The organism is Streptomyces sp. CA-251247 (genome assembly GCF_050952975.1).
GTDB classification, from domain to species: Bacteria; Actinomycetota; Actinomycetes; order Streptomycetales; family Streptomycetaceae; genus Streptomyces; species Streptomyces achmelvichensis.
Map to the genome: position 1 here is coordinate 4,647,725 of NZ_CP191861.1, position 25,342 is coordinate 4,673,066.

Consider the following 25,342-nt stretch of genomic DNA (forward strand, 5'->3'; position numbering starts at 1 on the left):
GCGATATACGCGATGAAGATCGCGCTTAAGCCCAGGTAAACCACCACCTCAGTGGCGTGAACCTAGGCCTGGCTCACGACGAGGTGAGATCCCCGCAACGACGCTGCCGCCGTTGATCAGGGCACGTGTCACACGCGGTGCTGCGTCAGCCACGCCTCCGTATTTCGTATCGGGCAGCGTGCATTTGAAGCGCGTGGCTGGGGGAGCGCCACCTCCCACCGCTTCGCCTCGGTCAGAGCATCTTTTCCATCAGAATCGGCAGGTCTCGTACGCGGCGGCCGGTTGCGTGGTGGACCGCGTTCGCAATGGCGGCCGGCACTCCGGTCATGCCCAGCTCGCCGATTCCTTTGGAACCGAGAGGATTGGAGTGCGGGTCCGGCTCGCCGACAAACAGCACTTCGATCTCCGGAATGTCAGCGTTGACGGGGACCATGTATTCAGCGAGGTTGGGATTGGCCAGACGGCCCTGGCGAGTGTCCACCACGCCGGCTTCCAGGAGGGCCGCCCCGCTCGCCATGACCATGCCGCCGATCAGTTGGCTGCGTGCCGTGGTGGGGTTCAGGATCCGTCCGCAGTCGAACGCGCCGACAAGCCGCTTGAGCCGCACGGTGCCGAGTTCTTCGTCCACTCCGACCTCGGCAAAGATCGAACTCCAGGAGTACACGGAGTGCGTACCGGCGGCGGGCAGCCTGAGCAGGGCCAGGGTGCCGTAGTTACTCATTCGATCTTGCTCCGAGAGGTCGCCGAAGGTGTCCCGGACCGCTTCGACCAGCTCGCGGCTGGAGGCGCTCAGGATTTCGGTGAAGCGCAGACCGGTCTCGGGGCTTCCCGCGAGACATACCCCGCCTTGGTTGACCTCGAGTTCGCCCGCGCTTCGTCCGTGCAGTGGGGTTCCCGGCAGGGCGGACGCCAGCTGAATCAGCTCGTCGCGTACGGCGGTTGCGGCCTGGTGGGCCACGGGTGTCAGGGAGCCGGCAAGCATGGAGCCACCCGCAACCGCCGCCTCCGGGTAGGAGCTGTCGCCGAGCCGTACAACCACATCGTCGACGGGGACCCCGAAGACGTCGGCCGCCACCTGCGCCAGGAGCGTGTAGGTACCGGTGCCGATGTCGGAGCCGCCGCTGAAGACTTCCACGGTCCCGTTCGCGTGCACCCGAACCCCCGCCGCGGTGGGATGGGAGTAGCAGGGGAAGGCGCCGCCGGCCATGCCCCAGCCGATCAGCTCAGTTCCGTTGCGCATACTGCGCGGCTTCGGGTCACGCTCTTGCCAGCCGAAGGCGGCAGCGCCCTCCTCGTAGGCCCGTCGGAGCCCCTTGGTCGACCACGGCTTGTCGAACAGCTGGTCACGGTCGGCGTAGTTGCGCAGCCGCAGTTCGATCGGGTCCAGGTTCAGGGCCACGGCGAGTTCATCCATTGCAGACTCCAGTGCGAAGCTGCCGATGGTTTCTCCGGGACCACGCATGCTGCCTGGGGTGACCGCGTTGACACGAGAGAACCGGTATCTCGTTCGTCCGTTGGGCACGGCATAGCTCAGCGCGCTGAGTGTCCCGGACGCCTCGATGTAGAGGTCGTCGAAGGAAGTCTCGTTGAGGCTGTCGTGTGTCAGAGCGGTCAGCTTGCCATCACGGTCGGCGCCGAGGCGCAGGTGCTGCCGGGTGGCTGGTCGGGGCGATGTGCAGGTGAACTGCTGCGGCCTGCTGAGTACCAGCTTGACCGGCCGGCCCAGCTCGCGTGCGGCCATCGCGGTCAAGGCAGCGTGAGGGTGTGGCCCGCCTTTGGAGCCGAAGCCGCCGCCGACGTAGGGCGAGATCACCCGCACTTGATCGAGTGGCAGTTTGAACCACTGGGCGAATGTCGCCTGGGCGCCGGCGGTCCACTGGGTGGGTTCCCAGACGGTCAGGGAGCCGTCCGGGGTCCAGCTGGCCGTTGTGGAATGTAGTTCCATCGCGGCGTGATAGTGCCGGGGACTGGTGTAGGTGACGTCCAGGGTGATCGGGGCAGCGGCCAGGGCGGTGTCCGGGTCCCCCCTCACCAGGTCAGGGACCATCTCCTGTACCTTGCCGCAGTCCTCTGCCCCGAAGGTGGTGGCGTCAGGGTGGCTCTCATCGGAGATGAAGGGTTCAGTGCGGTAGGCGACGCGTACCCGGGTGGCTGCTTCGGTCGCCTGCTCGAAGGTGTCCGCGACCACCAGGCCGACCGGCTGGCCGCTGAACCTGATCCTGGTGTCCTGCAGCGGGAGCAGGCTCTGGAATGCTGCCCCGAAGGGGAAGAGCAGGGCGGGAAACAGTGGTGTGGCATTGAGGTGGGTGAGCACCGTGTGGACGCCTGGCATGGCCAGGGCCTCTTCGGTGTCGATGGTGGTGATGGTGCCCGATGGGACCGTGCTGGTCACGAGGGCTGCGTGGAGCACGCCCTCTGGCTGGAACTCCGCCGCGTAGCGGGCTGTCCCGGTGACTTTCTCCCGGCCGTCTCGCCTGCGGGTCGTGGCGCCGATCGGGGAGGTCGGTCCGACGTCGACTTGAGTGAAGTCGGTACTCGTCATGTTCTGTCTCTCCTCTGTCACCGGGGCACGTTGATGAGTGCCCTTGCGACCGTGCGGCGGGCCAACTCGACCTTGTATGCGTTGTGTTGCCGAGGGTGGGCGCCTGCAGCGGCCAGCGCGGCGGCCTCACGGAACAGTTCCGGCCCGGCTGAGCGGCCGATCAGCGCGGCCTCAACAGCAGGCTCCCGCCAGGGTTTGGTCGCCACCCCGCCAAGCGCTACGCGAGCGTCGGCGACAGTCCCGTCATCGGCGATCTCCAGCCCGACGGCGGCCGACGCGGCTGCGAACTCGTAGCTGACGCGGTCGCGAACTTTGAGGTAGCGGGACTGCCTCGCTGCCGGCGAGGCCGGTACCTCCACGCCGGTGATCAGTTCGCCCTGGCTCAGCGGATGCTCCTGCTCCGGGGTGTCACCAGGCAGAAGGAAGAAGTCGTCGATGGGGATGCTCCTGGCGCCGTCCGGCCCGAGGATGTGCACGATGGCGTCGAACGCCATCAGAGCGACCGCAAAGTCGCCGGGGTAGGTGGCGATGCAATGATCGCTGGTGCCCAATACGGCGTGGCCGCGGTTCTCGCCCTCCAGGGCCGCGCAGCCCGAGCCGGGGGAGCGCTTGTTGCACTCGGAGAACGTGGGATCCCTGAAGTAGCCACAGCGGGTGCGCTGCATCAGGTTCCCGCCGATGGTCGCCATGTTGCGCAGTTGCTGAGACGCCCCGCGCAACAGTGCCTCGGACACCGCCGGCCAGCGCTGCTGAACCTCTGGGTGGACCGCCACATCGCTCATTCTGGCCAGCGCTCCCACGCGAAGCGCCGACTCACACGCTTCGATCCCGTCGAGGCCGGGCAGGTAGGTGAGGTCGACCAAGCGGGACGGCTGAGCCACTCCGCACTTCATCAGGTCCACCAATGTCGTTCCGCCACCCAGGGGTGCTGAGGACGGGTCGTCACGCAGCGTCGCAATGGCCGTTTCGAGCGCGTCCACGCGCAGGTAATCAATGGTGTGCATGGTCAACCTCGTGCTGCGCCGCTTCGCGCACTGCGGCAACGATGTTCGGGTAGGCGCCACAGCGACAGATATTGCCGCTCATGAACTCGCGGATATCGGAATCGGAGTTCGCGTGCCCCTCGCGGATGCATGCCACCGCCGACATGATCTGGCCAGGAGTGCAGTAGCCGCACTGGAATCCGTCGTGTTCCATGAAAGCGGCCTGCACCGGGTGCAGGTTCCCGTCATCAGAGGCGAGCCCCTCAATGGTGGTGACCTCGCGACCCGCGACCTGACAAGCGAGCGTAAGACAGGCCAGCACGCGACGTCCTTCGACGTGCACGGTACAAGCACCGCACTGTCCCTGGTCGCAGCCCTTCTTGGTTCCACCGAGGCTGAGCTGCTCACGCAAGGCGTCCAGCAGTGTGATCCGGGGGTCGACCGTCAGCTCGTGTTTGATGCCGTTGACCCGCAATGTGATGTCGACGCTGCGCACGAGGTCGGTCGTATTTGGAATGGGCATGCCCATTGCCTCCGACTGTTGACGATTTTAGGGATGCGAGCCTGGACGGCCGTGCGTAAAAGCGCACGATCAGGGCCCGAGGGGCCTACCAGTCATTGTGGTCGTCCCTGGCTACGCATGCATCCGGGCGGAACGCGCCGGCACGCTGCCTGCATGGCGGATGACTTCACACCCGCACGGATGCCGCCCTCCACCTTCGTCTCTGCAATCGAGTTCCGGAAGGCCACGTTTTCCCTAGGAAGAATGCACCCCCCTGGGATCGGTGGGCCCCATCCCTGCTTATGGCGAAGGCGCTGCAGGAATCGCGGACCATCCTTCATGCCACGTCCGGGATTCATGGGCAGCCGACCGGTGTGACGCCGGTGCCAAGCGGATGATCCCCTAGGACTCTGCGGCGCGTCGGATCCCTCGTGCTGGCAGCCCCCCGCAGCCTGAGGCTGTGAGCGACCCGACCACCCCAGGAGAACCCCGCGAAACTGCGGATGCGGCCATTCGCACAGACAGGTCCCATCCGAATTGGTTTGAGCTCTTCTTCGACTTGGTGTTCGTGGCCACCGTCTACCTACTGGCCCACGAGTTGCACGGTGATCCACAGCCCGTCGAATTCGGAGAGTTTTTCGTTCTCTTCTTCCCCGCGTGGTGGGCGTGGGTCAACCTGACGATGACCGTCAACATCTTCGGGCCCGGCAACTGGCGCGCTCAGGCAACGCTGGTGGCCTCCATGCCCGGCATCGGGCTCATGGCCGCTTCCGTCCCCGATGGACTTGGTGACCGCGCCTGGGTCTATGCCTTGGGCGCCGCCTGGGTCCGTCTGGCGTACCTACCACTTTGGTGGCGCCCGGCGTGGTCCGCCGACAGCCCGCTGCCACTGTGGCGCCCTCTGTTGTACGGACTGCTGCCAGCCACACTGTGGGCTGTTTCGGCAGCGACCCCCGGCACTGCTCGGTTCGTTCTCTGGGGACTGGCTGTCGGGCTGGAGGTCGCCCTGCTCTCCGTCCGTGCCGGAGGCACCCGCGCCAGTTTCAACGAACTCGCCGTCGGTCACCTTGTGGAGCGGATCAGTTTGTTCGTGGTCATCGTCCTGGGCGAGAGTGTGTTGACGATCGTCACCACACTGGCTGACCACTTCACCTTCATCTCTGCCGGTGCCGCTCTTGCTGCCTTCGTAGCCATTACCGCCTTGGCCATGGCGTTCTATCTGTGGGGCACACCCACGGCCGCCCTCGGCCTGAATCACGCTGCGAGGGCCGGCGCCAGTCAGGCCTTGCGCGATGCCGTCATGTACCTCCCCTTCCTTCTGGTGTCCGGCATCACTGCCATCGCGGCATCCTTGGACACCACGGTGGCCGACCCCCATCACACCCTCCCGCCGGGCGCGCGATGGGCCCTCTGCGGCGGATTGCTTCTGTTTTTCACAGCTTCAGCGGCGCTCTCCTTGCGCCACGGTGACCGGCTCGGCACTGCATTGCAGTGGTACGTTCCCTGCCTGCTCGCTCTTGGCGTCCTTTTCCCGGCCACCTGGTTCATGCCTTCATGGGCAGCGGTCACATCTGCGGCAGTCCTCTTGGTCTTGCTCGTCGTCCTCGGCCAACGGCGGGTTCTCTACCCTGAGTCACAAATTGTCGCTTTCGAGTAAGAGTCCTGGTCTGCCTGGTAAAATTCTTCCCCCCTTGGTTCATCGCGGATCTGGCAGAGTGATTGACGTGACTCGCACGAAGGAAGACCGACGTCAGGAATTTGCCGCATTCCTCCGCGCCCGAAGAAGCGAAATCTCTCCCAGCCAGGTCGGACTACCCTCACATGAGGAGTCACGCAAGGTTCGCGGCCTCCGGCGCGAGGAAGTCGCTCACCTGGCAGGCATCAGCGTTGACTACTACGCGCGGTTGGAGCAGGGGCGACTGCCCGCGCCCTCGGGAAGCGTCATCGATGCTCTCGCAAGCGCCTTGCTCCTCGACGACGACCGGCGCGACTACCTACGTCAGCTGGGCGATCGCGCGCCGGCTCGACGGCACCGTGCCGAACGCCAAACCGTGCCCGGGCCCGTGCGCGCAGTCCTCGCTGACCTTGGCACCACACCTGCAGTGGTTCTCGGGAGATTCATGCATGTTCTGGCCTGGAATCCGATGGCGGCCGAGCTCTTGACCGACTTCGCCGAGATCCCGGAAACGCAGCGAAACTATTTGCGGCTGACCTTCCTTGACCCGCACATACGGAATAGAGTGGTCGATTGGGAACAGACAGCACGTGAGTGCGTCTCGTATTTGAGAATGGAAGCCAGTCGCCATCCGCGCGATTCCCGCATGGATGAAATGGTGTCCGAGCTGAGCGAGCAGGTCCCGGAGTTCCGCCGCTGGTGGGATTCCTATCGAGCGTCAAGTAGTGCCTCAGGTACGAAACGCCTCCGACACCCAGTGGTTGGGGAGCTTCGCTTGGACTGGCAGATCCTTACGGTCGCTCAGGATCGCGATCAGTTCCTCGTGGTCCTCTCACCGGCGAACGATGAGACCAGACACCGACTCATGACCCTGCGCAGTGCAGAGCTACAGCAATCCGATCGGTAGTTTCGTCATGGGTTGAGCGGCTAGGCACTGTGTTCCCGACGCTGCTCCGTTTCATCCCCTGCGGCGGAGGGGCTCGGCCTGCCCGGCGCGCGAGAGATCCTTCCGGAAGGTCTCATGCAGAGAGAAGGCCGGAGGCGGCTTCGGAGGCGAACAGCCAGACGGTGCCCCAGAATGCGGCGCCGGCGGCGAGCCAGGGAATGAAGCGGCGGCGAGGCAGACTGAGGGCCGAGCCAAGCAAGGCGGTGCCCCAGGTACCGAAGAACAGCGGTCCCAGCATGCCGAAGCCCGGTGCCCCGTAGCGGTCGAGGAAGCGGCGTGCTCGGTCGTGGCGCCGTGCTGTTCGGAGTGCGCCGGAACCGCCGGCGCCCGTGCGGAGTCGGCCGATGCCGGGCAGTCGCCGTCCGTGCCGGGTGTACCAGGAGCGCCACAGAGGCCGCAGGCGTGCCACGGCGAACGTGGTGACCGCGGGAACGGGCAGTGCGCCGAGGACGAGGGCGAGGATGACATGGGCGGCTGGCACATCCAGGGCCGCCCCGAGCGGCCCGGCCGGAACGCCGAGCGTGAAGGCTGCAGTCAGGACCAGCAGGAAACCCGTCATGTCTTGGCCCCGTTGTCGGCCTTCGAACTGGCACCATCGGCAGTGGAGTTGTCGAGAACGGCCTGCAGCGCAGGGCCGAAAAGGCGGACGATGTCACCGGGAGCAGACTCGGCCAGCGTCGGCAGGACACCCTCCAACACAGCCAGGCCGAGCATCTGCGCTGTGGCCAGCTCCGCGCGCAGCCGCGCATCGGGCCCTTCCAATCGCGCAGCCAGTGAATACGCGAGCGCCTCTGCGGGCGAGGCCAGTTCTGTCGGATCGTGATAGTGAGCGGCCACCACGAACGCCTCTTCGAGAGTGCCGTCCTGCGCCATGCCAGGCCGGCACAGGATGCGTTCGACCAGGGCGGCACCCAGTGTCTCCGGGCCCCGGAGAGCAACGTGCCGCTGCCAGCTCTCGAGAGGTGACAGCGCTTCGAGGTGTTGCTGCTCTTCGGCGCCGAAGCAGCGCAGGCCCATCTCGGTGGCGAGGCCGGCGTCGTCGGCGATGTTCTTCATGAGTGCGCCGGCGAACTGTTCGCTGGCCGCGGCTAGCGGTGAGAGGCGTATCCGTGCCTCGCCCGGGGTGCAGGTGCCATCAGCTGGAGATTCGGCCGTGGAGTGCTCGTGCGGCTTCGGGGGCACAATGCAATTCCTCTGAGTAGACGAATGATGACCTGGCGCCGGTGTGACGCTCCGCGATGAGCTGCATTGGCATTGGCGGTTTGCCCAGGTCGTTGGTGGCGCTCTATGCCCCGACCGGAACGACTAGAAGGTGCAGCACCGCGAGCTGTCCTCTACATGGCGTAGGCGTCGATGCCGGCTTTAAGGCGTGACAATCCGTCCTCAAGGCGAGCCCGCGGGCAGGCCACGTTCATCCGGATGAACGAGCGCCCGGGCTCGCCGAAGACGGCACCGTCGGAGAGGTGCAGGCCGGTCTTCTGGCGCAGGAATCTGCACAGCTCGGCGGTGTCTGAGGTGATGGCACCGCAATCGACCCAAAGGAGGTAGGTTGCCTGGGACGGAACGACGGTCAGGGCTGGAAGTTGAGTGTGGATATGGGCAGTTGCCCACTCCTTGTTTTCCTGGATATAGCCCCGCAGGGCGTTGAGCCAAGGTTCCCCTGCGGTGAAGGCCGCGATGGTTGCCTCAATGGCAAAGGCGTTCGGCTCCGCCACCTCGTCCGTATTCAGCCCGCGCTCTACTTTGGCGCGGACCTGCTCGTTCGGAATGATGACACTGGCCGTCTGCAGCCCTGCCAGGTTGAAGGCTTTGGTCGGCGCAACACAGGTGACGCTGCTGTTCGCACATGCGTCAGAGACAGACGCGAAGGGTGTGTACGCGCTGCCAGGAGCCGTCAGGTCACAGTGGATCTCGTCAGATACGACGAGCACGTGGTGACGAACGCAGAGATCTCCGATCTTGGCCAGTGTCTGTGAGTCCCAGATCTTGCCGATCGGGTTGTGCGGGTTACAGAGGAGCATCAGTGTCGTCTGCGGGTCGGCGAGCTTCCGCTCCAGATCCTCGAAGTCGATGCGGTAGTCCGTGCCGTCGTACTGCAGGTCACTGCCGACCACGTTCCGGCCGTTGTTGAGGATCGAGTTGGAGAAGATGTTGTAGACAGGCGGCAGGATCAGCACGTTCTCGCCGACCGTTGTCATCTTGCGGACGATGGAGGAGATCGCTGGGACAACACCCGTGCAGAAGACGATCCAGTCCCGCTGTACGGCGAAGCTGTGCCGCCGCTTCCACCAGTCGGCAACGGCCTGTTTGTAGTCGTCCGGGACGACGGTGTAGCCGAAGATGCCCGACTCGGTCCTTCTTCGGATCGCTTCCACGATTTCGGGGGCCGTCCGGAAGTCCATGTCGGCCACCCACATGGGCAGTTCGTCATTGGCGCCAGACCACTTGAGCGAGTTGGTCTGGCGGCGGTCTGTCATCTGTGAGAAGTCGTACGTCGTCATGCTGTGTTCGTCTGGCCGGTGAGGACGATCGTGGTGTTGCGGGGGTCAACCTTGGTCCCATCCACGATGAGCTCACGGATGCCCTTGGCGCGTATGGTGCCACCGCTCGGATTCAGCACGCTGTCGATTTCCGTTGTCACATCGGCGTCGACTGTCGAGTGTTCGAAGGCGAGTGTCGTTTTCATAAGACGGCAGTTCTTCAACGTCAGATTCTCGATGTAACACAAGCCCTGCAAGCTCTCGATCGTGCAGTCGACGAAGGTCAGGTTCTTCGAGTTCCATCCGAGGTACTCGCCGACGATGTACGAGTCGTAGACGGTCACGTCCTCGCAGTTCCAGAAGGCGTCCTTGGACAGCATGGTGGCGTTGTGGATCTCGACGTTACGCGCACCGTCGAAGGCATAGTTACCGCTCAGCCGGAAGTCCGATGCCATGACGTTCCTGCTGTTCATTCCGAAGTAGTCACCCTTGGCAGTGACATGGGACATCCGGACGAAGTCGCAATCCCAAAGAGTTTCGGTGGCAACGGGCATGTCCACGTGGTCGAGGGTGATGTTCTTCGACCTGCGGAACGTCTTAGGGGCCTCGATTGTGCTGTTCAAGACTGTGATGTCATCGGTGTACCAGATGCCCGAGCGGGCTGTCTCCAGTAGTGCACTATTGGTGACGGTGACGTTCCGGCTGTACCACAGAGGATACTTCCATCGGAACAAAGTATGGTCGAGTGTGATGCTCCGGCTCTCTTTGAGTGGGGATTCACCGTCACCGAAAACGGAATAGGAGATGTGCAGATCCCGTTCCGCGAACAGGGCTCGCTCGCCGGTAAATGATTGGTGCTCGAAATCCTGCATGTTTGATGTGCTCACTTAATTCGGGACTTTCCTTTGCGCAGGCTATTCCCGCATGCGGGGCCTACGGAAGATTGTTGTCGCGCGAGGGCCGCCACCTGTGCAGAGGTGAGCCGATACCCCAGCCTTGAGTCCACGTCCGGGAAGGCGGTGCCATCGCAGTCGAATGAACCATGGATCCATAGTTGCCGCAGGCGACCGGTTACCGGAAGGGCACGTTCTTCCAGGGAAAGACATGTCCCCCCACTCACGAGCCAGGTACCGCTTCGACCTCGAATGAGTCGGCTTTCCGTCGACCAGGCAAAGCAGCATGCTTCAGGGGCTACTCGACGTCACTGGCGCCGATCAGACCCGATGATTGGCGGCACGACGGGGGACGGGGGGATAGCGGGAACACCTGGGGAGCGAACGGCGCCGACGAGGTAAGAGGCGACCGCTCTTTGCCTGTGGCAAGGGGGTGGTAGACGTCGGTGAGTTCTCGCTCCGACGGCGAGGGTGGTGGTTTCAGAGCGACGTGCAGCCCGACGTTGGCAGTGTGTAGGCGAAATGGCCCCTGTAGCGCTCTCGGATGCACTAGGCCCAGTAGTTTTCAAGCATTTCTGTGGGCCAGCTGGGCTCCCGCACTTCGCCTCGCGGACCCATCTCCTGGAAGTACGGGGCCAGGTCGTAGATCGGTGAGCCGTCGATGGCGTCGAGATCAGCCACATGCAGATCGAGCCCGTCGACCTTGAGCAGACGGGGGAACGACTCTGCGAGTTGATTCGGCCGGCGGTGATTGCGGTGAACGAAGGTGCCGGTGGCGGGCCACTGGGGGTTGTTCCGCGGGCTGCGGGCATGCAGGGCGACGTCGTCGGGTGATGCTTTGTGGAAGTGCCAGACGACGAGCAGGTGGGAGAACTCCTCCAGGCCCTGGACCACTTCGACCGGGTATTCGGGGTTGAGGCGGATGATCGCCGTCTCGCCCCAGTGGTCATCCGTTGGCTCGGTGCGCCCGCCCACCACGATGCCGATGGGCTTGATCTCCAGCGACTGCGTCATGAGCTTCCCCTCATCCGTGGCGTGACGCCGATCAATCTACTTGGACCAGGTATGCCGTTGCCCGGGCGACCAGAGCGGTGACGGCGGGGATGCCGCGCCGTCGGTAGGGGGACAGAAGGTGGCGCATGTCGACGACGGCTTGGCGGGCGCGGCCGGAGTAGATGCCGTCCTCCATCGCGTCCAGAACGCTGCCCCAGGTCGCGCAGGCTTCCTCGACACTTCCGCCGGCGATCTGTGTCGCGCCGAGGTACCCCAGCGTGACGGCGTGCGTTCGGCGGAAGGCGGTGCCTCGGGTGCGGACCGAGTGGCGGAACTCGCGGATGGCTCGCGGACGGTCGCCGAGGTCCCGGAGCGTGCAGGCTGTCTCGTGGGCCAGGGATGCCTCTCCGAAGAAGAAGGTGCGGTTCGGCTCCTGTATCCCCTCGTTCGCCGCTGCCAAGTCGTCCTCGGCACGCAGGAGGGCCTTGGCAGCTGCCTGCTTCTTCCCGTTCGCGGCCAGACCTCGGGCATGGATGACACCGAGCAGCGCCCGCTCCCGCGGTGTGGCAGCCGCGTACCTCTCGCCGTGCACGGATGCCTCCGCGAGGTGGAGACCTTCGCGGGCATAACCGAGATCGATGGCCTGATGCGCCATGGCGCGCAGGATGTGTCCGGACAGGGGGGCGTCGTCAGCACGTGCGGCGAGCTTTACGGCCAGGACGAAGTACTTCTGAGCCACGGCGTGTTCGCCGTTGTCGAACGCCATCCACCCGGACAGGTAGGACAACTCGGCTGCCGCGGAGAACATGTCGCGCCTGACCTGCTCGTCGGCGAAGCGGCCGTGCAGGAAGTCCCGGACGTCGGCGTGCAGGTACTGCACGAGGGCCTTGCGTCCATGGCCGCCACCGCGGCTCTGGTCCATGCGGGAGAACGCCACCGTGAGTTCCTGGACAGTGGCGACGTCGCCCCGGCCGACACGCTGCTTTCCCATGGCCGGCTCGGTGGGCGGGTGGGCCATCGTCGTCCACCAGGCGTGACTGGGGAGTGCCAGAGCAGCGGTCGAGTACACCGCGGTGGTCAGCAGCCTTCTTCGGTCCGCGTCCAAGTCGGTTCTCCCCAAGTCGGTCAGCGCGATCAGAGGATCAACGCGCCACTCCGGCGCCCCCTGCGCCGGCGAGGTGGGAACTGCGAACCCGATCTCTTGCGGTGTCACGACACGCTTCAGACGACGGGACAGTGCCTGGCTCAAGATTAGGGGCGAGGGACCTGAGGGCTGGGTGCCGCCTACCCACATGCTGATGTGGGAGCGGCCGATCGTCGCGTGATTGCGGAGGTTGTTCTCGGTCGCGACGCGGTTGTACGCGCTCGCTGCTTGTGCCCGCGACCAGCCCGCTTCCCCTAACAGGGCAGCGAGACGTTCGTTGCGTTCGCGCGCAGCCATGATGCGCCCCCGGTGGTCGAACGATCTTTGATCACTTTGACCCTACCCACGGCGGCGCTGCTCCTCGCTCTGGTCGCCTGGTCCACGCTACGAGCAAACGGCCGACGTCACAGTGCATTTGAGGCGGCGTCACTCGTCAGCAACGCGTAGATGATCTTTGAGCACCTTGACCACCCCCGGCACCCCAACCCCATACCCAGCCGCGGTTCGGCGCGGTTTCCTCGGTGTGTCCGCAAGCACTCACGTCGAGGGGAATCAAAGATGACCATCGGTGGCACCACCGGCAGTGAGCAGCGCTCACTGATGACGCTCCGGGTCTCACGTGATTCCGGCGAGACCTGGGAGCAGTCCTCCATCGTGCGCGAGGGCGATCCTGTCGTTCTCATCAATGAACCCATGCGCTATCCACCCTGTGAGTGCCGGCGATGCACGGGCCGCAACACTGTGCGCGCACGGTCGATGCAGCCCGCGTCTTCTGAGCGGCGGCCCTTATGAGGGCCGCGGCGAGTGCCCCTGCGCCACTCCGCTGCGCAATGCGTCGCAGGAGCGCCCGATGAGCGGCTTAGGACGCTGCATCTGTAAGTTCGCCGGCCCTCTCTACGTCCTGATGATCGTCGGCAGCGTGGGCCTGGTGCTCACCCTGGCGCTCATCCAATAGGCCCCCGCTCTGGTCACGGAGCCCGGCGGAGGGCTCGGCGGTTCCCCCGGACCGTGTGATCAGGGCGGGCATCAGCCCCGCTCCGGCCGTTGTGCGACTCGGACGACGGGCGGCCGTACGGCACCGTCCAGGAGCACGCTTCCGGAACCGGTCCTCACCATGGGGGCCGGTCCCTTCACCGACTGCGAGGGTCAGATGACGTCCACTGCAAGCGATCTTCCTCCCGAACTTCGTGCGGTCGTCGAGCCGGCAGCCATGAGGCTCGTGCTGGACCGGCGGGGCTCGACCGTGTGGGAGGTGCAGACGAACAAGGGGCGCCTTGCGGTGAAGCTCGGCTACCCGGCCGGCCCTCAGCACGGCTACACCGCCCTTGCCCCCGCACGGGAGGCGACCGTCCTGCACGGTCTCGGCCGCACGGACGTCTCCTACGGGACATGGGACCGGGGAACGTGGAACGTCCAGCCCTGGTGGGACGGCGATGACCTCTGGAGGCTGTGGGAACCCTTCCGCGCCACGGAAACGGCGGCGGAGGCACCCGACTACAGCACCGCGGCATCATGCGCACGCGCGCTCGATGATCTGCATGCCCATGGATGGGTCCACGGCGACGTTCAGCCCGCGCATTTCGTGATCGGCGCGCAGACGCGCCTCATCGATCTGGCGCTGGCCCGCGGCGGGGATGTGCCGTCGCTCTACGACTTCCCGTTCCCGGGTTGCCTGGTGCACTACGAAGCACCGGAGATCGCCCGCAGCGTGCTGGCGACCGGAACCGCGACCCCCACCCCGGCTTCCGACGTGTACGCACTGGGGGCGTCGCTGCTGATCTCTGCTACGGGCAAGCGAGTGGTCCCGTATGCCGACGACGCGGAACGCGAGGTCCAGCGTCAGGCCGTCGTGGACGGTGAGCGGCGGGACTTCGCACTGCCGGGCGTGTTCGGCGAGACCGTCACCGCCATGCTCTGTCACGACCCGGCACAGCGGCCGACTGTCGCGGAGGTGTGTGAGGTGCTGGAAGCCGCCTCGCTTGCGTGAAGGGTTGAGGTCCAGCAGTGCACCTGGCCGACGAGCCTCGGACTGCTTTGCCGGTCCGGGGCCTTGTCCGCGTCGGGGCGCGCAGTCGGGTGGGGACGCGCGGTGGGTCCTGGGCCGTCGTGGAGATGTGTGACGCGCTGCCGAACGGAGCCCGGAGTGGCGATGGCTGGCCCGGGCATGGCAGCACACGGCCGAGCGCAAGCCGGGCGCCATCGCCGCCGCCTTGCTGGCAGGGCAAGAGGGCGGCGACACTGGAGAGGCACACCAGAAACTGCGGTCCGTCCTCGGTCCGGACGAGGACTCCTGAGGCTCTGCCGATGAAACCGTCCACTGCCGCGCACCATTCATCCATGCTCGGGCGGCTGCGCCGAGCGCTCAGCCGTTCGCCGGCAGGGCGCGGCTGGCGCCGGAGCAGCGGTCTCGAACTGGGTTCACGGTCGCTGGGTTTCGCGGCTCTCGGGTTCCTGACACTGGTGCCGCTGCTGATCATCGTCTCCTCGGCCGATCCGGACCACGGGCGGGGGTTCGCGCAGTGGCTGGGGGACGGGATCGGTGTGTCGGCGACCTCGAAGCAGGAGGTCGAGGAGCTGTTCACGCTGCCCGGCCAGGCCCTGCGGACCACGACCGCCTTCGGTCTTGCCACCTTGGCCGTGTTCGGTCTGACGTTCGGGGCAGCCGTGCAGACCGGTTACGAGAAGGTCTGGGATCTGCCGCCGGCCCGCTGGCACGCCAGATGGCGACACGTCCTGTGGCTCACTGTGCTCACCGGATACCTCTTCGTGTCCGCCACCACCGGGTTGTGGCGGGGGTCGGTGGCCGGGGCGCTGGCCGCGTTGGTGAGCGCTGTTCTGTTCTTCTGGTGGTCCCAGCGGATGCTGCTCGGCGGCCGGATCGGCTGGCCGGCCCTGTTGCCCGGAGCTGTGGCGACCGTGGTCGGGCTGCTCGGCCTCAGGATCTTCTCCCGGTTCGTCTTCTCGCCGTTGATCGCTTCCAGCGCTGTCACCTACGGTCCCTTCGGAACGGTCCTCGTCCTCCAGTCGTGGCTGGTCGGTGTGGGCGTCGTGGTATTCGGCGGCGCGCTGGTCGGTCGTCTGCTGCACGAGGAGTTCCCCCGTGTGCCACGTGCACTGAAGTGGCGCAGGTGAGAGCCGATTGCCCAGGTGGACCGAAGCCGTGCCGAAGGTCAATGCGGTGAGACGTCCTCTGCCGGCGCAGTCTCGATGTGAGTGAGCTCCCTGTGCGGGGGAGGGGCGGCCGGGGGCGTCGGAGGCTCGGCGGGGGCTTCCGCCGGCTCGGCCGTCGGCAGGACGTACTCCTCCCACCACGACAGGCCCATCACGGTGGCGAGCAGGACGAAGGGGACCAGGACGATCAGCGCGTACATGGGTACCGCCTGTTGGGAGTGCACTGCGGCGGGGAGCAGATGAACTGCCCGTGGGGCGCATCGGTCGAGGCCGTGATCGCGTCGCGGCGGCGGATGCGCAATGGCCGCGCGGATGGCGAGATGGCTCAAGCGCCGGTGTGCCAGGTGCGCTCCCGAGCGGGGACGCGACAACTGCTCGACACTGCCAGGGGCCAGGGCGGCACTCTGCAGGCTATTCGCCGCGACACTTCCTGAACAGGCGTCAAGTCGCCATCTCCGCAGGGGCGGTACGCGATGACCTGGGGAGCTGGCCGCGGGCTTCGAGCAGGACTACGTTGTGCGGTGAGGCCCCGGTCCCCGGCAGCGATGCTTCGTTCCGCCCCGGAGGCCCGTTGTGTTCGTCCTGCTTCTCATCCTCGTCCTGGCCCTGCTCGGCTTCGGCCTTCTGAACCCGATCTGGTGGGTGGCCGCTGCCGTGCTGATCTTCGGTTCTGCCCACTTCGGCAGAGGTGGTTCCGGCAGCAGAGGTAAGGGAGAGCAATCCGGTTACGTGGAGTACCGGGACTACCGGGATCGCCAGGACCGCTGGGACCGGCGCTACCGACGCCAACGGCGCGGGCGCTGGAATCGCCAGGACCGCCGGGACCGCGAACATCACCGGTGACCTACGCCCTGCCGCGCTCGTGCGCACCGGAGCCGGCCCAGCCAGACCCCACACAGTGAATCCATCGAGAGGTACGTGCCATGCGTCGATCGAGCACGATCCAAGAGGAGCGCTGGAGTCTGACGGCTGAGGCCACCTGGGATCACCCGTCCCAGGGGCGGGACATCGTCGCGCTGCGCAGCGAGAACGATCAGCTGCGTCGGATGATGGCCGGCCGGGCAGCCGTCGACCAGGCGTGCGGCATGGTGATGGCCTTGATGCCCTGTGGCCGCGGGGTGGCCCGGGGCTTGCTGGTGGACGTCTCTCGCCAGTGCGATGTCAAGCTCCGGGAAGTGGCTGCTGCCTTGGTGGCGACATCGGAAGGGGATCCGTTCCCGGAGCAGATGCACCGGGCGATACGCCATTCGCTGCTGCGGATCTACGCGGCAGACCGACGATGAAGCCCACGATGGCCGCCGCTTCCCACGGTGACAAGGAGGTGCACCATGGCCGCCGCTGATGGCCCGGACGACAGGATCGTGGTCGGAGTCGACGGCTCTCCCCCCTCGTACGCGGCATTGCGGTGGGCCATGGGCCAGGCCCGGCTCACCGACAGCCTCGTCGAAGCGCTGATCGGTTGGGACTACCCCGTGGCCGGCGGATGGCCCGCACTGCAACTGGCCGACCATCTGGAAAACGCATTCGGCAGAACCCTCGCCGCTGCCGTGGAGCGCGTCGCCGCGGACGTTCCGGGAGCTCCGATCCGTCAGACGGTGGTGGACCAGTACGCGGCGAGAGCCTTGCTCGCGGCGGCACAAGGAGCGCAGCTACTGGTCGTGGGCAACCGAGGGCACGGTGGATTCACCGAGGCACTGCTCGGCTCGGTGAGCCAGCACTGTGTGCATCTCTCTCCCTGCCCGGTCGTCGTCGTCCGCGGCACAAGCTCCGTACCGGACCCTGACCGCGAGTGACAGCCTGAGTGGGCTGTTCAGGGCAGCAGGCCGGTCAGGGGTTCCGAGTCGGAGATGAACGCTCGCGCGACGTCGGACAGACGTCGGTTGTGGGAACGGGCGTAACTGCGCAGTGCGGTGAAGGCCTGTTCCATGTCGATGCCCTGGCGTTCCGCGAGCTTTCCCTTGGCCTGCTCGATCAGTACACGACTGTTCAACGCGTTCTGCAGTTGTTCGTTCAGAATGCTGCTGCGCTGGGTGGAGCGTTGCTGCAGGAGGCTGATGGTGGCGACGTCGGCCAAGGCCTGCGCGATTGGTGTGCCGACCGGATCGAAGGGGCCGGGTTCGGTACGGAACAGGTTGAGGGCGCCGACCACTTCGTCGCGCAGGCGCATGGGGAGCGCTTGGACCGCTGCGAATCCGCCGCGATGGGCCTGGGCCACGAATCGCGGCCACCGGGCGGCCTCCGCGGACAGGTCGACGGCGGTGACGGCCGCGCCGGTGCGGAAGCATTCCAGGCAGGGGCCTTCGTCGTTCTGGAGCTGGAACAGCTCCAGGAGGCGTACCTGTTCGTCGGACGCGGCCATGATGCGGAGTTCGCCGTTGGGGTCGGCGAGCAGCACTCCGGCGGCCGTGGCGCCGAGCATGCTGACGCACCGGTCGGTCAGCAGGCGCAGGAAGTCGATCAGGTCGAAGTCGGCGACCAGGTTGTCTGCCAACTCGACGAAGGTCTTGGCGAGCAACTGCTGGTTCATCGTGCCACCCTCTCTCGAAAGTCTTCCAGCCGGAACGGGCGGGAAGTGCAGCGCGTGCATCGGCCCGCTGTGGCGGTCAGGGTTCTCAGTCGGACGGCTCGTCGCTCTCGTCCGTGTCCGGTCCCGGGGGGAGGCGGAGCCGGCGGGCCACGATGTCGGAGGCCACCTCGGCCAGTCGCTGACCGCGCGCATAGGCATGGGCCCGCAGCCGGATGAAGGCCTCCTCGATGCCCACGCCCAGCTGCACCGTGAGCATGCCGGTGGCCTGGTCGATTTCTGCTCGGTATCCGCCCAGGTCCTCCAGACGTCTGTCCGGCGCGATCTCCGTCGCGATCCCGAGCGGCAGCACCGGTTGCTCGATGCGCGCATCGAGCAGGACCAGGGTCGCCGTGTCCGCGAAGGCGCATGCATCGGCCAACTGCTCCTGGTCCAGCTCGACCGGGCCGGTGGAATAGAGGTCGAGAACTCCCGGCATGATCGCCCCGACCTGCAGAGGGAACGCGCAGACCGCCCCCGCCCCGGCGTCGATGGCCGCTTCGGCGAATGCCGGCCACCGGCTGTGCGTTTCAGCGGTCTGCAGGTCGGGCGCCGTGATGACAGATCCGAGGGCGAAGGCATCCACGCACGGCCCCTCTCCGAGCGTGAGCTGCAGTTCCTCCAGCTGCTCGCTGATGTCGTCGGTGCTGCACAGCGGATGACTTGCCGCAGTCCGGAACATCGCCGAGACTCCGGCGCCGTCGAACGGAAGGGCCGCCGCCGCTGCGTTGCACACATCCACCACACCGACCCGGGCGCCGCGCAGTGCCGCCTGCTCGGCCACCAGTAAGCGGATTCGCGACGCGCGGCTGGGCGGCTTCACCCTGGCTCCGCGGACTCGGGACAGAGATCGGCCGGACCGCCGACCGGGGTGACCGGTGCGCGGCATTCTGTGTCGTGCCGGGAGACATCCAGCTGATGAATGAGCATGGCACCTCGGTTCAGGAGGCGATCCGGGTGGTGAGTGCGGGGCTTCGGGCCCCTGTTGGCGCGGTCTCCGGTCTGAGCCTACGTTCGGCGGAGGGCCGGACGTGCGGTCCGTGGCACATGCACCGGGACAGGCGCTCCACCCAGCTCTCTCCGACGCGATGGGCCGGGCGACGGGACGCGTCATCCTGCTGCCCTGACGACCTGTGCCGAGCGCCGGTATGCCGCCGGAGTCCGGGGCCTGTGAAGAGCAGCGCAGTCCTCCGTCTGTCCCGGAGACGTTTGAAGCCGTCATTCTCAACGGCCGGACACCGCGCCCGGAGTGGCAATGCGGGGTTGCGCAGCGCATCATCGTCGCGAGGCACTCTCACAGCTGTCAGTTGCCCGCACTGCTCGGCCCGGACGGCCTTCGCGACGGAGCGCTGCCGGGCGGGATGCTGAGCCAGGCGGCGCGAGAGGAGGCCCATGTCCCAGGACGGCGGCGGCAGGCCGGGGTGGCGGCGCTTTGTACCCGGGACACCGGGAGTTGCTGTGCTCGCCGGGTACCGGCGCTCCTGGCTGCGGGGCGATCTCTTCGCCGGCGTGACCGTGGCGGCCTACCTGGTCCCTCAGGTGATGGCATACGCGAGCGTGGCGGGCCTGCCGCCGGTCGCCGGACTGTGGGCCATCCTGCCCGCTTTGGTGCTGTACGCGGTGCTCGGCTCGTCCAGGGTGTTGTCGGTCGGCCCGGAGTCGACGACGGCGCTGATGACCGCGGCGGTGATCGGACCGCTCGCCGGGGGCGACCCCGGCCGCTACGCCGTACTGGCCGCCTCGCTCGCTGTCGTTGTCGGACTGCTGTGCCTGGTGGCGTGGGCCGTACGGCTCGGCTTCGTCGCCGATCTCCTGTCGCGCCCCGTCCTGGTCGGCTATCTGGCCGGCGTCGCACTGATCATGATCGTTGACCAGTTGCCGAAGCTGACCGGCATCCGGACTACGGGCTCCGGCTTCTTCCCGCAACTGCTGTCCTTCGCCCGGCATGTGTCCGATGCCCATCCGGCCACGGTGTTCTTCAGCGCTGTCGCTCTGTTGGTCCTGTTCGCTCTGCCCCTGCTGATGCGGGCCGTGCCCGGGCCGCTGCTGGTCGTTGTCCTCGGCACGTCCGCAGTGGCCCTCTTCGGCTTGGAGGCACACGGCATCGCGGTGATCGGCGAGGTTCCAGCCGGGTTGCCGCGGCCCGAGCTGCCCGATCTGGGTGACCTCTCCGAGCTGCTGCTGCCCGCGCTCGGCATTCTCCTCGTCGGCTACACCGACGTCGTCCTGACGGCGCGCGCCTTCGCCGACCGCGATACAGGGCAACAGCTGGATTCCAACCAGGAGTTGTTCGCGCTGGGGACGGCGAACCTGGGTGCCGGCGCCCTGCAGGGCTTTCCCGTGAGCAGCAGTGCCAGCCGCACAGCGCTCGCGCAGTCCGCAGGCGGCCGCAGCCAGGTGTACTCGCTGATTGCCTGTGCGGCCGTCCTGGCGGTCCTGCTGTGGCTCAGTCCACTTCTCGGCCGCATTCCGGTGACCGTGCTGGGCGCCTTGGTCGTCTACGCCGCGGTCCGAATGATCGACCTGGCAGGCTTTCGTAGGCTGGCCTCCTTCCGGCGCCGGGAGCTACTGCTGGCCCTCGGTTGCCTGGCCGGGGTGCTGACCCTGAACATCCTCTACGGCGTGCTCGTGGCGGTGGGGCTGTCGGTGGCCGAATTGCTGAGCCGGGTGGCGCGCCCGCACGACGCGGTCGAGGGCCTGGTGCCCGGAGTGGCCGGCATGCACGACGTGGACGACTACCCGCAGGCCCGTACCATTCCGGGTCTTCTGGTCTACCGCTACGACTCCCCCCTGTTCTTCGCCAATGCCGAGAACTTCCGCCTCCGTGCGCTGGCCGCTGTTGCCGAACAGCCGGGCCCTGTCAACTGGTTCGTCCTCAACGCCGAGGCGAACGTGGAGGTGGACATCACAGCGCTCGACTCGGTGGACGCGCTGCGACGCGAACTGGCGGGGCGCGGCATCGTGTTCGCCATGGCCCGGGTCAAACAGGACCTGCGCGACCAGCTCGACGCCTACGGCCTGAGCGCATCCGTAGGGCCTCAGCTGATCTTTCCGACGTTGCCCACTGCGGTCGCGGCCTATCGGGACCGGTTTCCCACCCAGGGGGACGGTGAGGACAGTTAGGGGCCGTCCGGCGAAGCACGCCGGAGAGGCGGTCCGGCACATCGGAACACCGGTGCCTTGCCGGCCCCGGTCGCCTTCGCATACGACGGGCCTTTCGCCGGCCCCACCCCGCACCTGGATTGCCCTCGGCGAACCGTGGTGGGGGCCGGGGGGCCCTGTCATTCGTGCGGGACGACGAACACTGGGCAGTGGACGTGATGGATGACCGAGTGCAGGGTGCGTCCGAGACGTTCGGCGGGGTTGGTGCGACGTCCGAGCACCAGCAGTCCGGCGCTCTCGCCGGACTCGCGCAGGGTGTGTCCTGCGGTGCTGTGAACCAGCCGCTCGGTAACAGGTGTGTGCGGGTACTTGCTCAGCCAGGGGCCGACCACCTCCGACAGTTGTCGTCGCTTGGTGGTCTCCGGCTCCGGTATGCCACTGGAAGTGTCCTTCAGCAGGGGCACGCTCCAGGCGTGGACCACGATCACCGGTGCCTCCCGCAGCGCGGCCGCGGTGAAAGCCTGGGCAAGGACCGCGCCGCAGGAATGGTCGAGGTCGACACCGACGACGACGGGCTCAGGCGCGGCACGGCGGGGCAGGAACCGGCGCGGGCGCGGGGCCCGGATCAGGACGACGGGGCACAGGGCCTTGGCGGTGACGGCCAGGGCCACGGAGCCGACGAGGAACCCCTCGAGGGCGGTGCGCCCTCGTGAACCGACCACCAGTGCGGCCGATTCCCGCGCGGCGTTCACCAGAGCCGGTGCGGGCGGGCCCGTCAGAGTGCCGGCAATGATGTCCCCACTTGGGTTGCCGTGCGTCAGGGCGCGGATGGCGCTGTCCAGTGTGCCGCGCTCACGCCCTGCCGGGGCATCGAGTTCGCGCAGGCCGGTCGGGTGGGGCGGGCCGTCGTCGACGTGGACCACCTGGAGCGCCATACCGCGGCGCCGAGCCTCGCGAGCAGCCCAGGCAGCGGCGTTCAGGCTCTCAGCGGAGCCATCGATACCCACGGTGATGGTGTCGCGCCTGTTCCCGGTCGGGCTTCGTGTCACCACGAGTAGATGCGCGAGATGATCTCCTGGCGCACCGTCCGGTCCGGCCCGGGGAAGCTCACCATCACAGGGACGCCGCTGGGATCACGTCCTTCGACCCACGTGAACCCCTCGGCCCTGCCGGTGGCGGTGTGAGCGTCTCGTTCCTTGAGTACATCTTCGCAATGCTGCAGTGCCGAGGCGCTGGGAGCCGTCCAGATCATGCACTGGAATCCGATACCGCCCGTCGTATGGGCGGCCTTGTCGCTCAGCGAACGCAAGTACAGCTGGGAGCCGCTCGCGTTGACCATGAGTGCGCCGGTGCTGGTGAGGATGGAGACGTCCAGGCCCAGGAGATCATGGTAGAAGCTCACTGAACCGTCGAGGTCGACTACATAGAGCGCGACCGAAGCCAGCTTCATGTCGCGCGCCAAGGCCATACGAGCCTCGGGGCCGGCGCGGGTCGATTTCCTGCTCCGCGTGACGGATGTTCGTGGCATGGGTCCTCCTCCATCGGGTGTCTTGACGGTTCGCCGACGGTCGTCGCCTGAGGGAAAGGCGACAACCGTCATCGCCGGCTGGTGTTCGCCGGCTGATCAGATGCGGGCCAGCGGGTCGGTCTCCTCGTACAGAGGCGGAGCATCCCGTCGTACCCGACCGGAGTTGGCACGCGTCGTGTTGACGTCACGTCGGGTGACAAAGACTGCGGGCGACGCCTGCGGGTCAGCGCCCAGGACCGACGGGGACGGCACAGGAACAGTGACCTTCGGAGTGCCCGGAATGGTGATCCTCGGAGCGGCGGCCCGGACCGTCTTCCTGCGCGCCGACTTGTCGTCGGTCTCCGGGGTCCGATGCTCGAAGAAGCGGAGCATCTCCACAAGGAAGGGCATCACCAAGGTGCTGTTCTTCTCCGCGGACACGTCCACCACGGTCTGCAACAAACGCAGTTGAAGTGCTCCCGGAGTGTCGGCCATCGTTGCGGCCGCGTCGGTCAGCCGCTGGGAAGCCTGGTACTCGCCGTCGGCGGCGATGACCCGGGCACGGCGTTCGCGTTCGGCCTCCGCCTGCTTGGCGATGGAACGCATCATGGATTCCGGTAGGGCAATGTCCTTGATTTCCACGCGCTCGATGCACACACCCCAAGGCTCCTCCGTGGGGGCGTCCATGACGTCCTTGAGTTCGGCATTGATGTGGTCGCGGTCGGACAGGATCGTGTCCAGGTCCGCGCGCCCGATGACCGAGCGCAGCGAGGTCTGGGCGATCTGCGAGACCGCGCCGGGGTAATTGCGCACGTTCACAAGGGCCTTGACCGGGTCGATGACACGGAAGTAGACGACGGCATCGACCGTGAGCGTCACATTGTCGGCCGTGATGGCTCCCTGCGGCGGGATGCCGAGGACTTCGGTCTGCACGGACACCTTTCGCATCCGGTCCGCGACCGGCCGGATCATGCGCAGTCCGGGCCCTCGGATGTCCGGCAGCAGCCGTCCGAAGCGGAAGACCACGCCTCTTTCGAACTGCTGGACGTCACGCAGGCTCATCACGAGCAGCATCAGCCCGGCCGAAGCCACCACGATCAGCAGGGTGATTGGAGCGTTCATCGTTCTCACATCCTTGCTTCGATGAGCACACTGGCGTGGGCGGCCATGCCGCAGGCGAGAAGACGTCATCGGGGGCTCCTCGCACGGGCGCCTTGCCTCAGAGGGAGCGGGGCGACTGGGAGTTGTGCAACGAGTGATGGAGGGCGTAACGGTCGTCATGGCGCGAACCTGACCCGTGCCGCCGCGACGGCCCAGTGATGTTGCTCGCCGCAGACGATGCCGCCGTGGATGGCGTCACACGAAAAGCCCTCGGTCTCTTCACCGTACTCCGCAAACGGCACAGACGACGGCGCCCGCTCTCGACCAAGGGCAGCGCCTCTCCCGGTCCCTTGCCGCCTCCGAACGAGCGCTGTTCCTCCGTGAGTTCGACCGTCGCTCCCGGCATGTGCCCCTTCGGTCATGGCCATCTCGCACGATGAGGTCTACGGTGGGGGCAGGCCCGTGACCCCGGCGCACTGATCAGTGGAGCAGTGGGGATGGCCTATGGCACACGGTATGCGCGTAGGGACAGAACATGTGCGCGTCCGTCCGTCCCCTGCTCCCACCCGCCCGGCGCTGATTCGGCGCGCTGCGCCTGCGGTGGATGGCGCCGTCGGAGCATTCGCCGATTTCCCTGCTCAAGACCGGTGTCGGCGATATGCCACACGACACGTTCCCCCAGTACCCCGGTCGTCCGCCTCGCGGGCCGACGCCCCTGCTGTACTGCCCGTGTGCCAGGGCAGTACTCGATCAAGGGTTGTCACATGAGCACGTTCCTGGAAACGAAAGGGGCGTGCGATCTGCCGCCCATCACAGGTCGCCGCCGCACGGCCCACGCGGTGGACGGGCTTCCGCGGATCGAGAAGGCGTCGAAGGTGGCCCCGAAAGACGCCCGTTCGCTGTCCCCGCTGTTCCTCCGTCGGCTCCGAACACTGGAGGAAGGCAGCCGCGAGTACCAGTACGCACGGAACACCCTGGTCGAAATGAACCGGTCCCTGGTGCACTTCACCGCGGGACGGTTCCGCAGCCGCGGAAACGGTGAGATGGAGGACATCGTCCAGGTCGGAACCGTCGGCCTGATCAAAGCCATCGACCGGTTCGATCTCTCCCGTGAGGTCGAGTTCACCTCCTTCGCCATCCCGTACATCGTGGGCGAGATCAAGCGGTACTTCCGGGACTCCACCTGGGCCGTACATGTCCCACGGCGCCTGCAGGAACTGCGTATCGACCTGGCCAGAGCCAGAGAACAGCTGGCCCGCGTCTCCGGTCATGAACCCACGGTCGGGGACCTCGCCGCCTACTTGGAACTGAGCGACGAGGAGATCGTCGAAGGACTCATCGCCGCGAGCGGCTACACGGCCGGACCTCTGGACGCCTCCGACGAACACATCGGTGACGGGCATGGAGAACGCCCCGCCCTCGCACACACCATCGCCGACAAGCTCGGTTCCTGCGATCCGGCCATCGAACTGGTGGAGGATCTTCACGCCCTCGCTCCCCTGCTCGGCCGGCTCAGCGACCGTGAACGGCGGATCCTCGAACTGCGCTTCGGCCAGGAGAAGACGCAACAACAGATCGGCACCGAACTCGGCATCTCCCAGATGCACGTCTCACGTCTGCTCGCCAGGATTTTGAAACGACTCCGTGTCGGCATGCTGACCGACCACTAGCCAGGCGCACCCGCAGCCTTGGGGGGCTGCGGCTTCGCGCCCTCGTAGGGGCAGCGCCCGGGCCGCTGGA

The 25,342-nt window shown here is 66.6% G+C and carries 24 protein-coding genes; 9 read left to right on the forward strand and 15 right to left on the reverse strand.

Annotated elements, in window-relative coordinates:
• Window positions 1-232 precede the first annotated feature (232 nt).
• From ACQPWZ_RS20560 to ACQPWZ_RS20570, 3 genes are read right to left on the reverse strand one after another with little or no spacing between them, the layout of a single operon-like run.
• The gene (locus tag ACQPWZ_RS20560) at window positions 233-2,542 is read right to left on the reverse strand and encodes a xanthine dehydrogenase family protein molybdopterin-binding subunit (protein WP_433572078.1); all 2,310 of its coding nucleotides are present in this window, start codon (window positions 2,540-2,542) and stop codon (window positions 233-235) included.
• Between the two features lie 17 nt (window positions 2,543-2,559).
• Window positions 2,560-3,546 (reverse strand): FAD binding domain-containing protein, encoded by a 987-nt coding sequence (locus tag ACQPWZ_RS20565; protein WP_433572079.1) that lies wholly within the window; start codon window positions 3,544-3,546, stop codon window positions 2,560-2,562.
• Window positions 3,533-4,054, reverse strand: a complete 522-nt coding sequence (locus tag ACQPWZ_RS20570) for a (2Fe-2S)-binding protein (protein ID WP_433572080.1) — start codon at window positions 4,052-4,054, stop codon at window positions 3,533-3,535. Before ACQPWZ_RS20570 ends, ACQPWZ_RS20565 begins: the two co-directional genes overlap by 14 nt.
• A gap of 433 nt (window positions 4,055-4,487) precedes the next feature.
• Here ACQPWZ_RS20570 and ACQPWZ_RS20575 point away from each other — a divergent pair, with 433 nt between their 5' ends.
• Window positions 4,488-5,684, forward strand: coding sequence for a low temperature requirement protein A (locus tag ACQPWZ_RS20575; RefSeq protein WP_433572081.1), 1,197 nt, complete (start codon window positions 4,488-4,490; stop codon window positions 5,682-5,684).
• A 67-nt stretch (window positions 5,685-5,751) separates the two neighbouring features.
• The gene (locus ACQPWZ_RS20580) at window positions 5,752-6,609 is read left to right on the forward strand and encodes a helix-turn-helix transcriptional regulator (protein WP_433572082.1); all 858 of its coding nucleotides are present in this window, start codon (window positions 5,752-5,754) and stop codon (window positions 6,607-6,609) included.
• Window positions 6,610-6,721: 112 nt separating this feature from the next.
• On the opposite strand, the gene ACQPWZ_RS20585 is transcribed toward ACQPWZ_RS20580, so the two are convergent.
• From ACQPWZ_RS20585 to ACQPWZ_RS20610, 6 genes are all read right to left on the reverse strand, one after another.
• Window positions 6,722-7,207, reverse strand: coding sequence for a hypothetical protein (locus tag ACQPWZ_RS20585; protein ID WP_433572083.1), 486 nt, complete (start codon window positions 7,205-7,207; stop codon window positions 6,722-6,724).
• Window positions 7,204-7,704 (reverse strand): hypothetical protein, encoded by a 501-nt coding sequence (locus ACQPWZ_RS20590; protein ID WP_433572084.1) that lies wholly within the window; start codon window positions 7,702-7,704, stop codon window positions 7,204-7,206. The genes ACQPWZ_RS20585 and ACQPWZ_RS20590 overlap by 4 nt, the downstream gene beginning before the upstream one ends.
• 278 nt (window positions 7,705-7,982) lie before the next feature.
• Entirely contained in the window at window positions 7,983-9,149 is a 1,167-nt protein-coding gene (locus tag ACQPWZ_RS20595; protein WP_433572085.1) for a MalY/PatB family protein, read from the reverse strand.
• Complete coding sequence (locus tag ACQPWZ_RS20600) at window positions 9,146-10,000, reverse strand: DUF3737 family protein (protein WP_433572086.1); 855 nt, start codon at window positions 9,998-10,000, stop codon at window positions 9,146-9,148. The genes ACQPWZ_RS20595 and ACQPWZ_RS20600 overlap by 4 nt, the downstream gene beginning before the upstream one ends.
• A gap of 570 nt (window positions 10,001-10,570) precedes the next feature.
• Window positions 10,571-11,035, reverse strand: a complete 465-nt coding sequence (locus tag ACQPWZ_RS20605) for an SAM-dependent methyltransferase (RefSeq protein WP_433572087.1) — start codon at window positions 11,033-11,035, stop codon at window positions 10,571-10,573.
• 31 nt (window positions 11,036-11,066) lie between these two features.
• Window positions 11,067-12,119, reverse strand: coding sequence for a Tat pathway signal protein (locus ACQPWZ_RS20610; protein WP_433572088.1), 1,053 nt, complete (start codon window positions 12,117-12,119; stop codon window positions 11,067-11,069).
• Between the two features lie 1,189 nt (window positions 12,120-13,308).
• Here ACQPWZ_RS20610 and ACQPWZ_RS20615 point away from each other — a divergent pair.
• Together ACQPWZ_RS20615 and ACQPWZ_RS20620 are read left to right on the forward strand one after the other, a co-directional pair.
• On the forward strand, window positions 13,309-14,145 hold the full coding sequence (locus ACQPWZ_RS20615) for a protein kinase domain-containing protein (protein ID WP_433572089.1): 837 nt from the start codon (window positions 13,309-13,311) through the stop codon (window positions 14,143-14,145).
• Window positions 14,146-14,462: 317 nt separating this feature from the next.
• On the forward strand, window positions 14,463-15,290 hold the full coding sequence (locus ACQPWZ_RS20620) for a YhjD/YihY/BrkB family envelope integrity protein (RefSeq protein ID WP_340474575.1): 828 nt from the start codon (window positions 14,463-14,465) through the stop codon (window positions 15,288-15,290).
• A 38-nt stretch (window positions 15,291-15,328) separates the two neighbouring features.
• Here ACQPWZ_RS20620 and ACQPWZ_RS20625 read toward each other — a convergent pair whose 3' ends face one another.
• Window positions 15,329-15,529, reverse strand: coding sequence for a hypothetical protein (locus tag ACQPWZ_RS20625; protein WP_340474576.1), 201 nt, complete (start codon window positions 15,527-15,529; stop codon window positions 15,329-15,331).
• 373 nt (window positions 15,530-15,902) lie between these two features.
• On the opposite strand from ACQPWZ_RS20625, the gene ACQPWZ_RS20630 reads away from it, so the two are divergent.
• The 3 genes from ACQPWZ_RS20630 to ACQPWZ_RS20640 all read left to right on the forward strand — a co-directional run bounded on the left by ACQPWZ_RS20630 (window position 15,903) and on the right by ACQPWZ_RS20640 (window position 17,122).
• Entirely contained in the window at window positions 15,903-16,172 is a 270-nt protein-coding gene (locus tag ACQPWZ_RS20630) for a hypothetical protein (RefSeq protein ID WP_340474577.1), read from the forward strand.
• Window positions 16,173-16,252: 80 nt separating this feature from the next.
• Window positions 16,253-16,612: an ANTAR domain-containing protein gene (locus ACQPWZ_RS20635; protein WP_340474578.1), complete on the forward strand. Its 360-nt coding sequence runs from the start codon at window positions 16,253-16,255 to the stop codon at window positions 16,610-16,612.
• A 45-nt stretch (window positions 16,613-16,657) separates the two neighbouring features.
• Entirely contained in the window at window positions 16,658-17,122 is a 465-nt protein-coding gene (locus tag ACQPWZ_RS20640) for a universal stress protein (protein WP_433572090.1), read from the forward strand.
• A gap of 17 nt (window positions 17,123-17,139) precedes the next feature.
• Here the strand turns inward: ACQPWZ_RS20640 and ACQPWZ_RS20645 are convergent, their stop codons facing one another.
• Together ACQPWZ_RS20645 and ACQPWZ_RS20650 are read right to left on the reverse strand one after the other, a co-directional pair.
• Complete coding sequence (locus ACQPWZ_RS20645) at window positions 17,140-17,856, reverse strand: ANTAR domain-containing protein (RefSeq protein ID WP_433572091.1); 717 nt, start codon at window positions 17,854-17,856, stop codon at window positions 17,140-17,142.
• Window positions 17,857-17,941: 85 nt separating this feature from the next.
• Window positions 17,942-18,715, reverse strand: a complete 774-nt coding sequence (locus ACQPWZ_RS20650) for a GAF and ANTAR domain-containing protein (RefSeq protein WP_340474581.1) — start codon at window positions 18,713-18,715, stop codon at window positions 17,942-17,944.
• A 569-nt stretch (window positions 18,716-19,284) separates the two neighbouring features.
• Between ACQPWZ_RS20650 and ACQPWZ_RS20655 the strand changes: the two genes are divergently transcribed.
• A complete protein-coding gene (locus ACQPWZ_RS20655; RefSeq protein WP_433572092.1) occupies window positions 19,285-21,015 on the forward strand; it encodes a SulP family inorganic anion transporter in 1,731 nt (576 codons plus the stop codon).
• A 158-nt stretch (window positions 21,016-21,173) separates the two neighbouring features.
• Here the strand turns inward: ACQPWZ_RS20655 and ACQPWZ_RS20660 are convergent, their stop codons facing one another.
• The 3 genes from ACQPWZ_RS20660 to ACQPWZ_RS20670 all read right to left on the reverse strand — a co-directional run bounded on the left by ACQPWZ_RS20660 (window position 21,174) and on the right by ACQPWZ_RS20670 (window position 23,623).
• A complete protein-coding gene (locus ACQPWZ_RS20660) occupies window positions 21,174-22,001 on the reverse strand; it encodes a universal stress protein (RefSeq protein ID WP_433572093.1) in 828 nt (275 codons plus the stop codon).
• 38 nt (window positions 22,002-22,039) lie between these two features.
• A complete protein-coding gene (locus ACQPWZ_RS20665; protein ID WP_356706463.1) occupies window positions 22,040-22,522 on the reverse strand; it encodes a VOC family protein in 483 nt (160 codons plus the stop codon).
• A gap of 96 nt (window positions 22,523-22,618) precedes the next feature.
• Window positions 22,619-23,623 (reverse strand): SPFH domain-containing protein, encoded by a 1,005-nt coding sequence (locus tag ACQPWZ_RS20670; protein WP_405571772.1) that lies wholly within the window; start codon window positions 23,621-23,623, stop codon window positions 22,619-22,621.
• Window positions 23,624-24,366: 743 nt separating this feature from the next.
• On the opposite strand from ACQPWZ_RS20670, the gene ACQPWZ_RS20675 reads away from it, so the two are divergent.
• Window positions 24,367-25,272, forward strand: coding sequence for a SigB/SigF/SigG family RNA polymerase sigma factor (locus ACQPWZ_RS20675; protein ID WP_433572094.1), 906 nt, complete (start codon window positions 24,367-24,369; stop codon window positions 25,270-25,272).
• Window positions 25,273-25,342 lie beyond the last annotated feature (70 nt).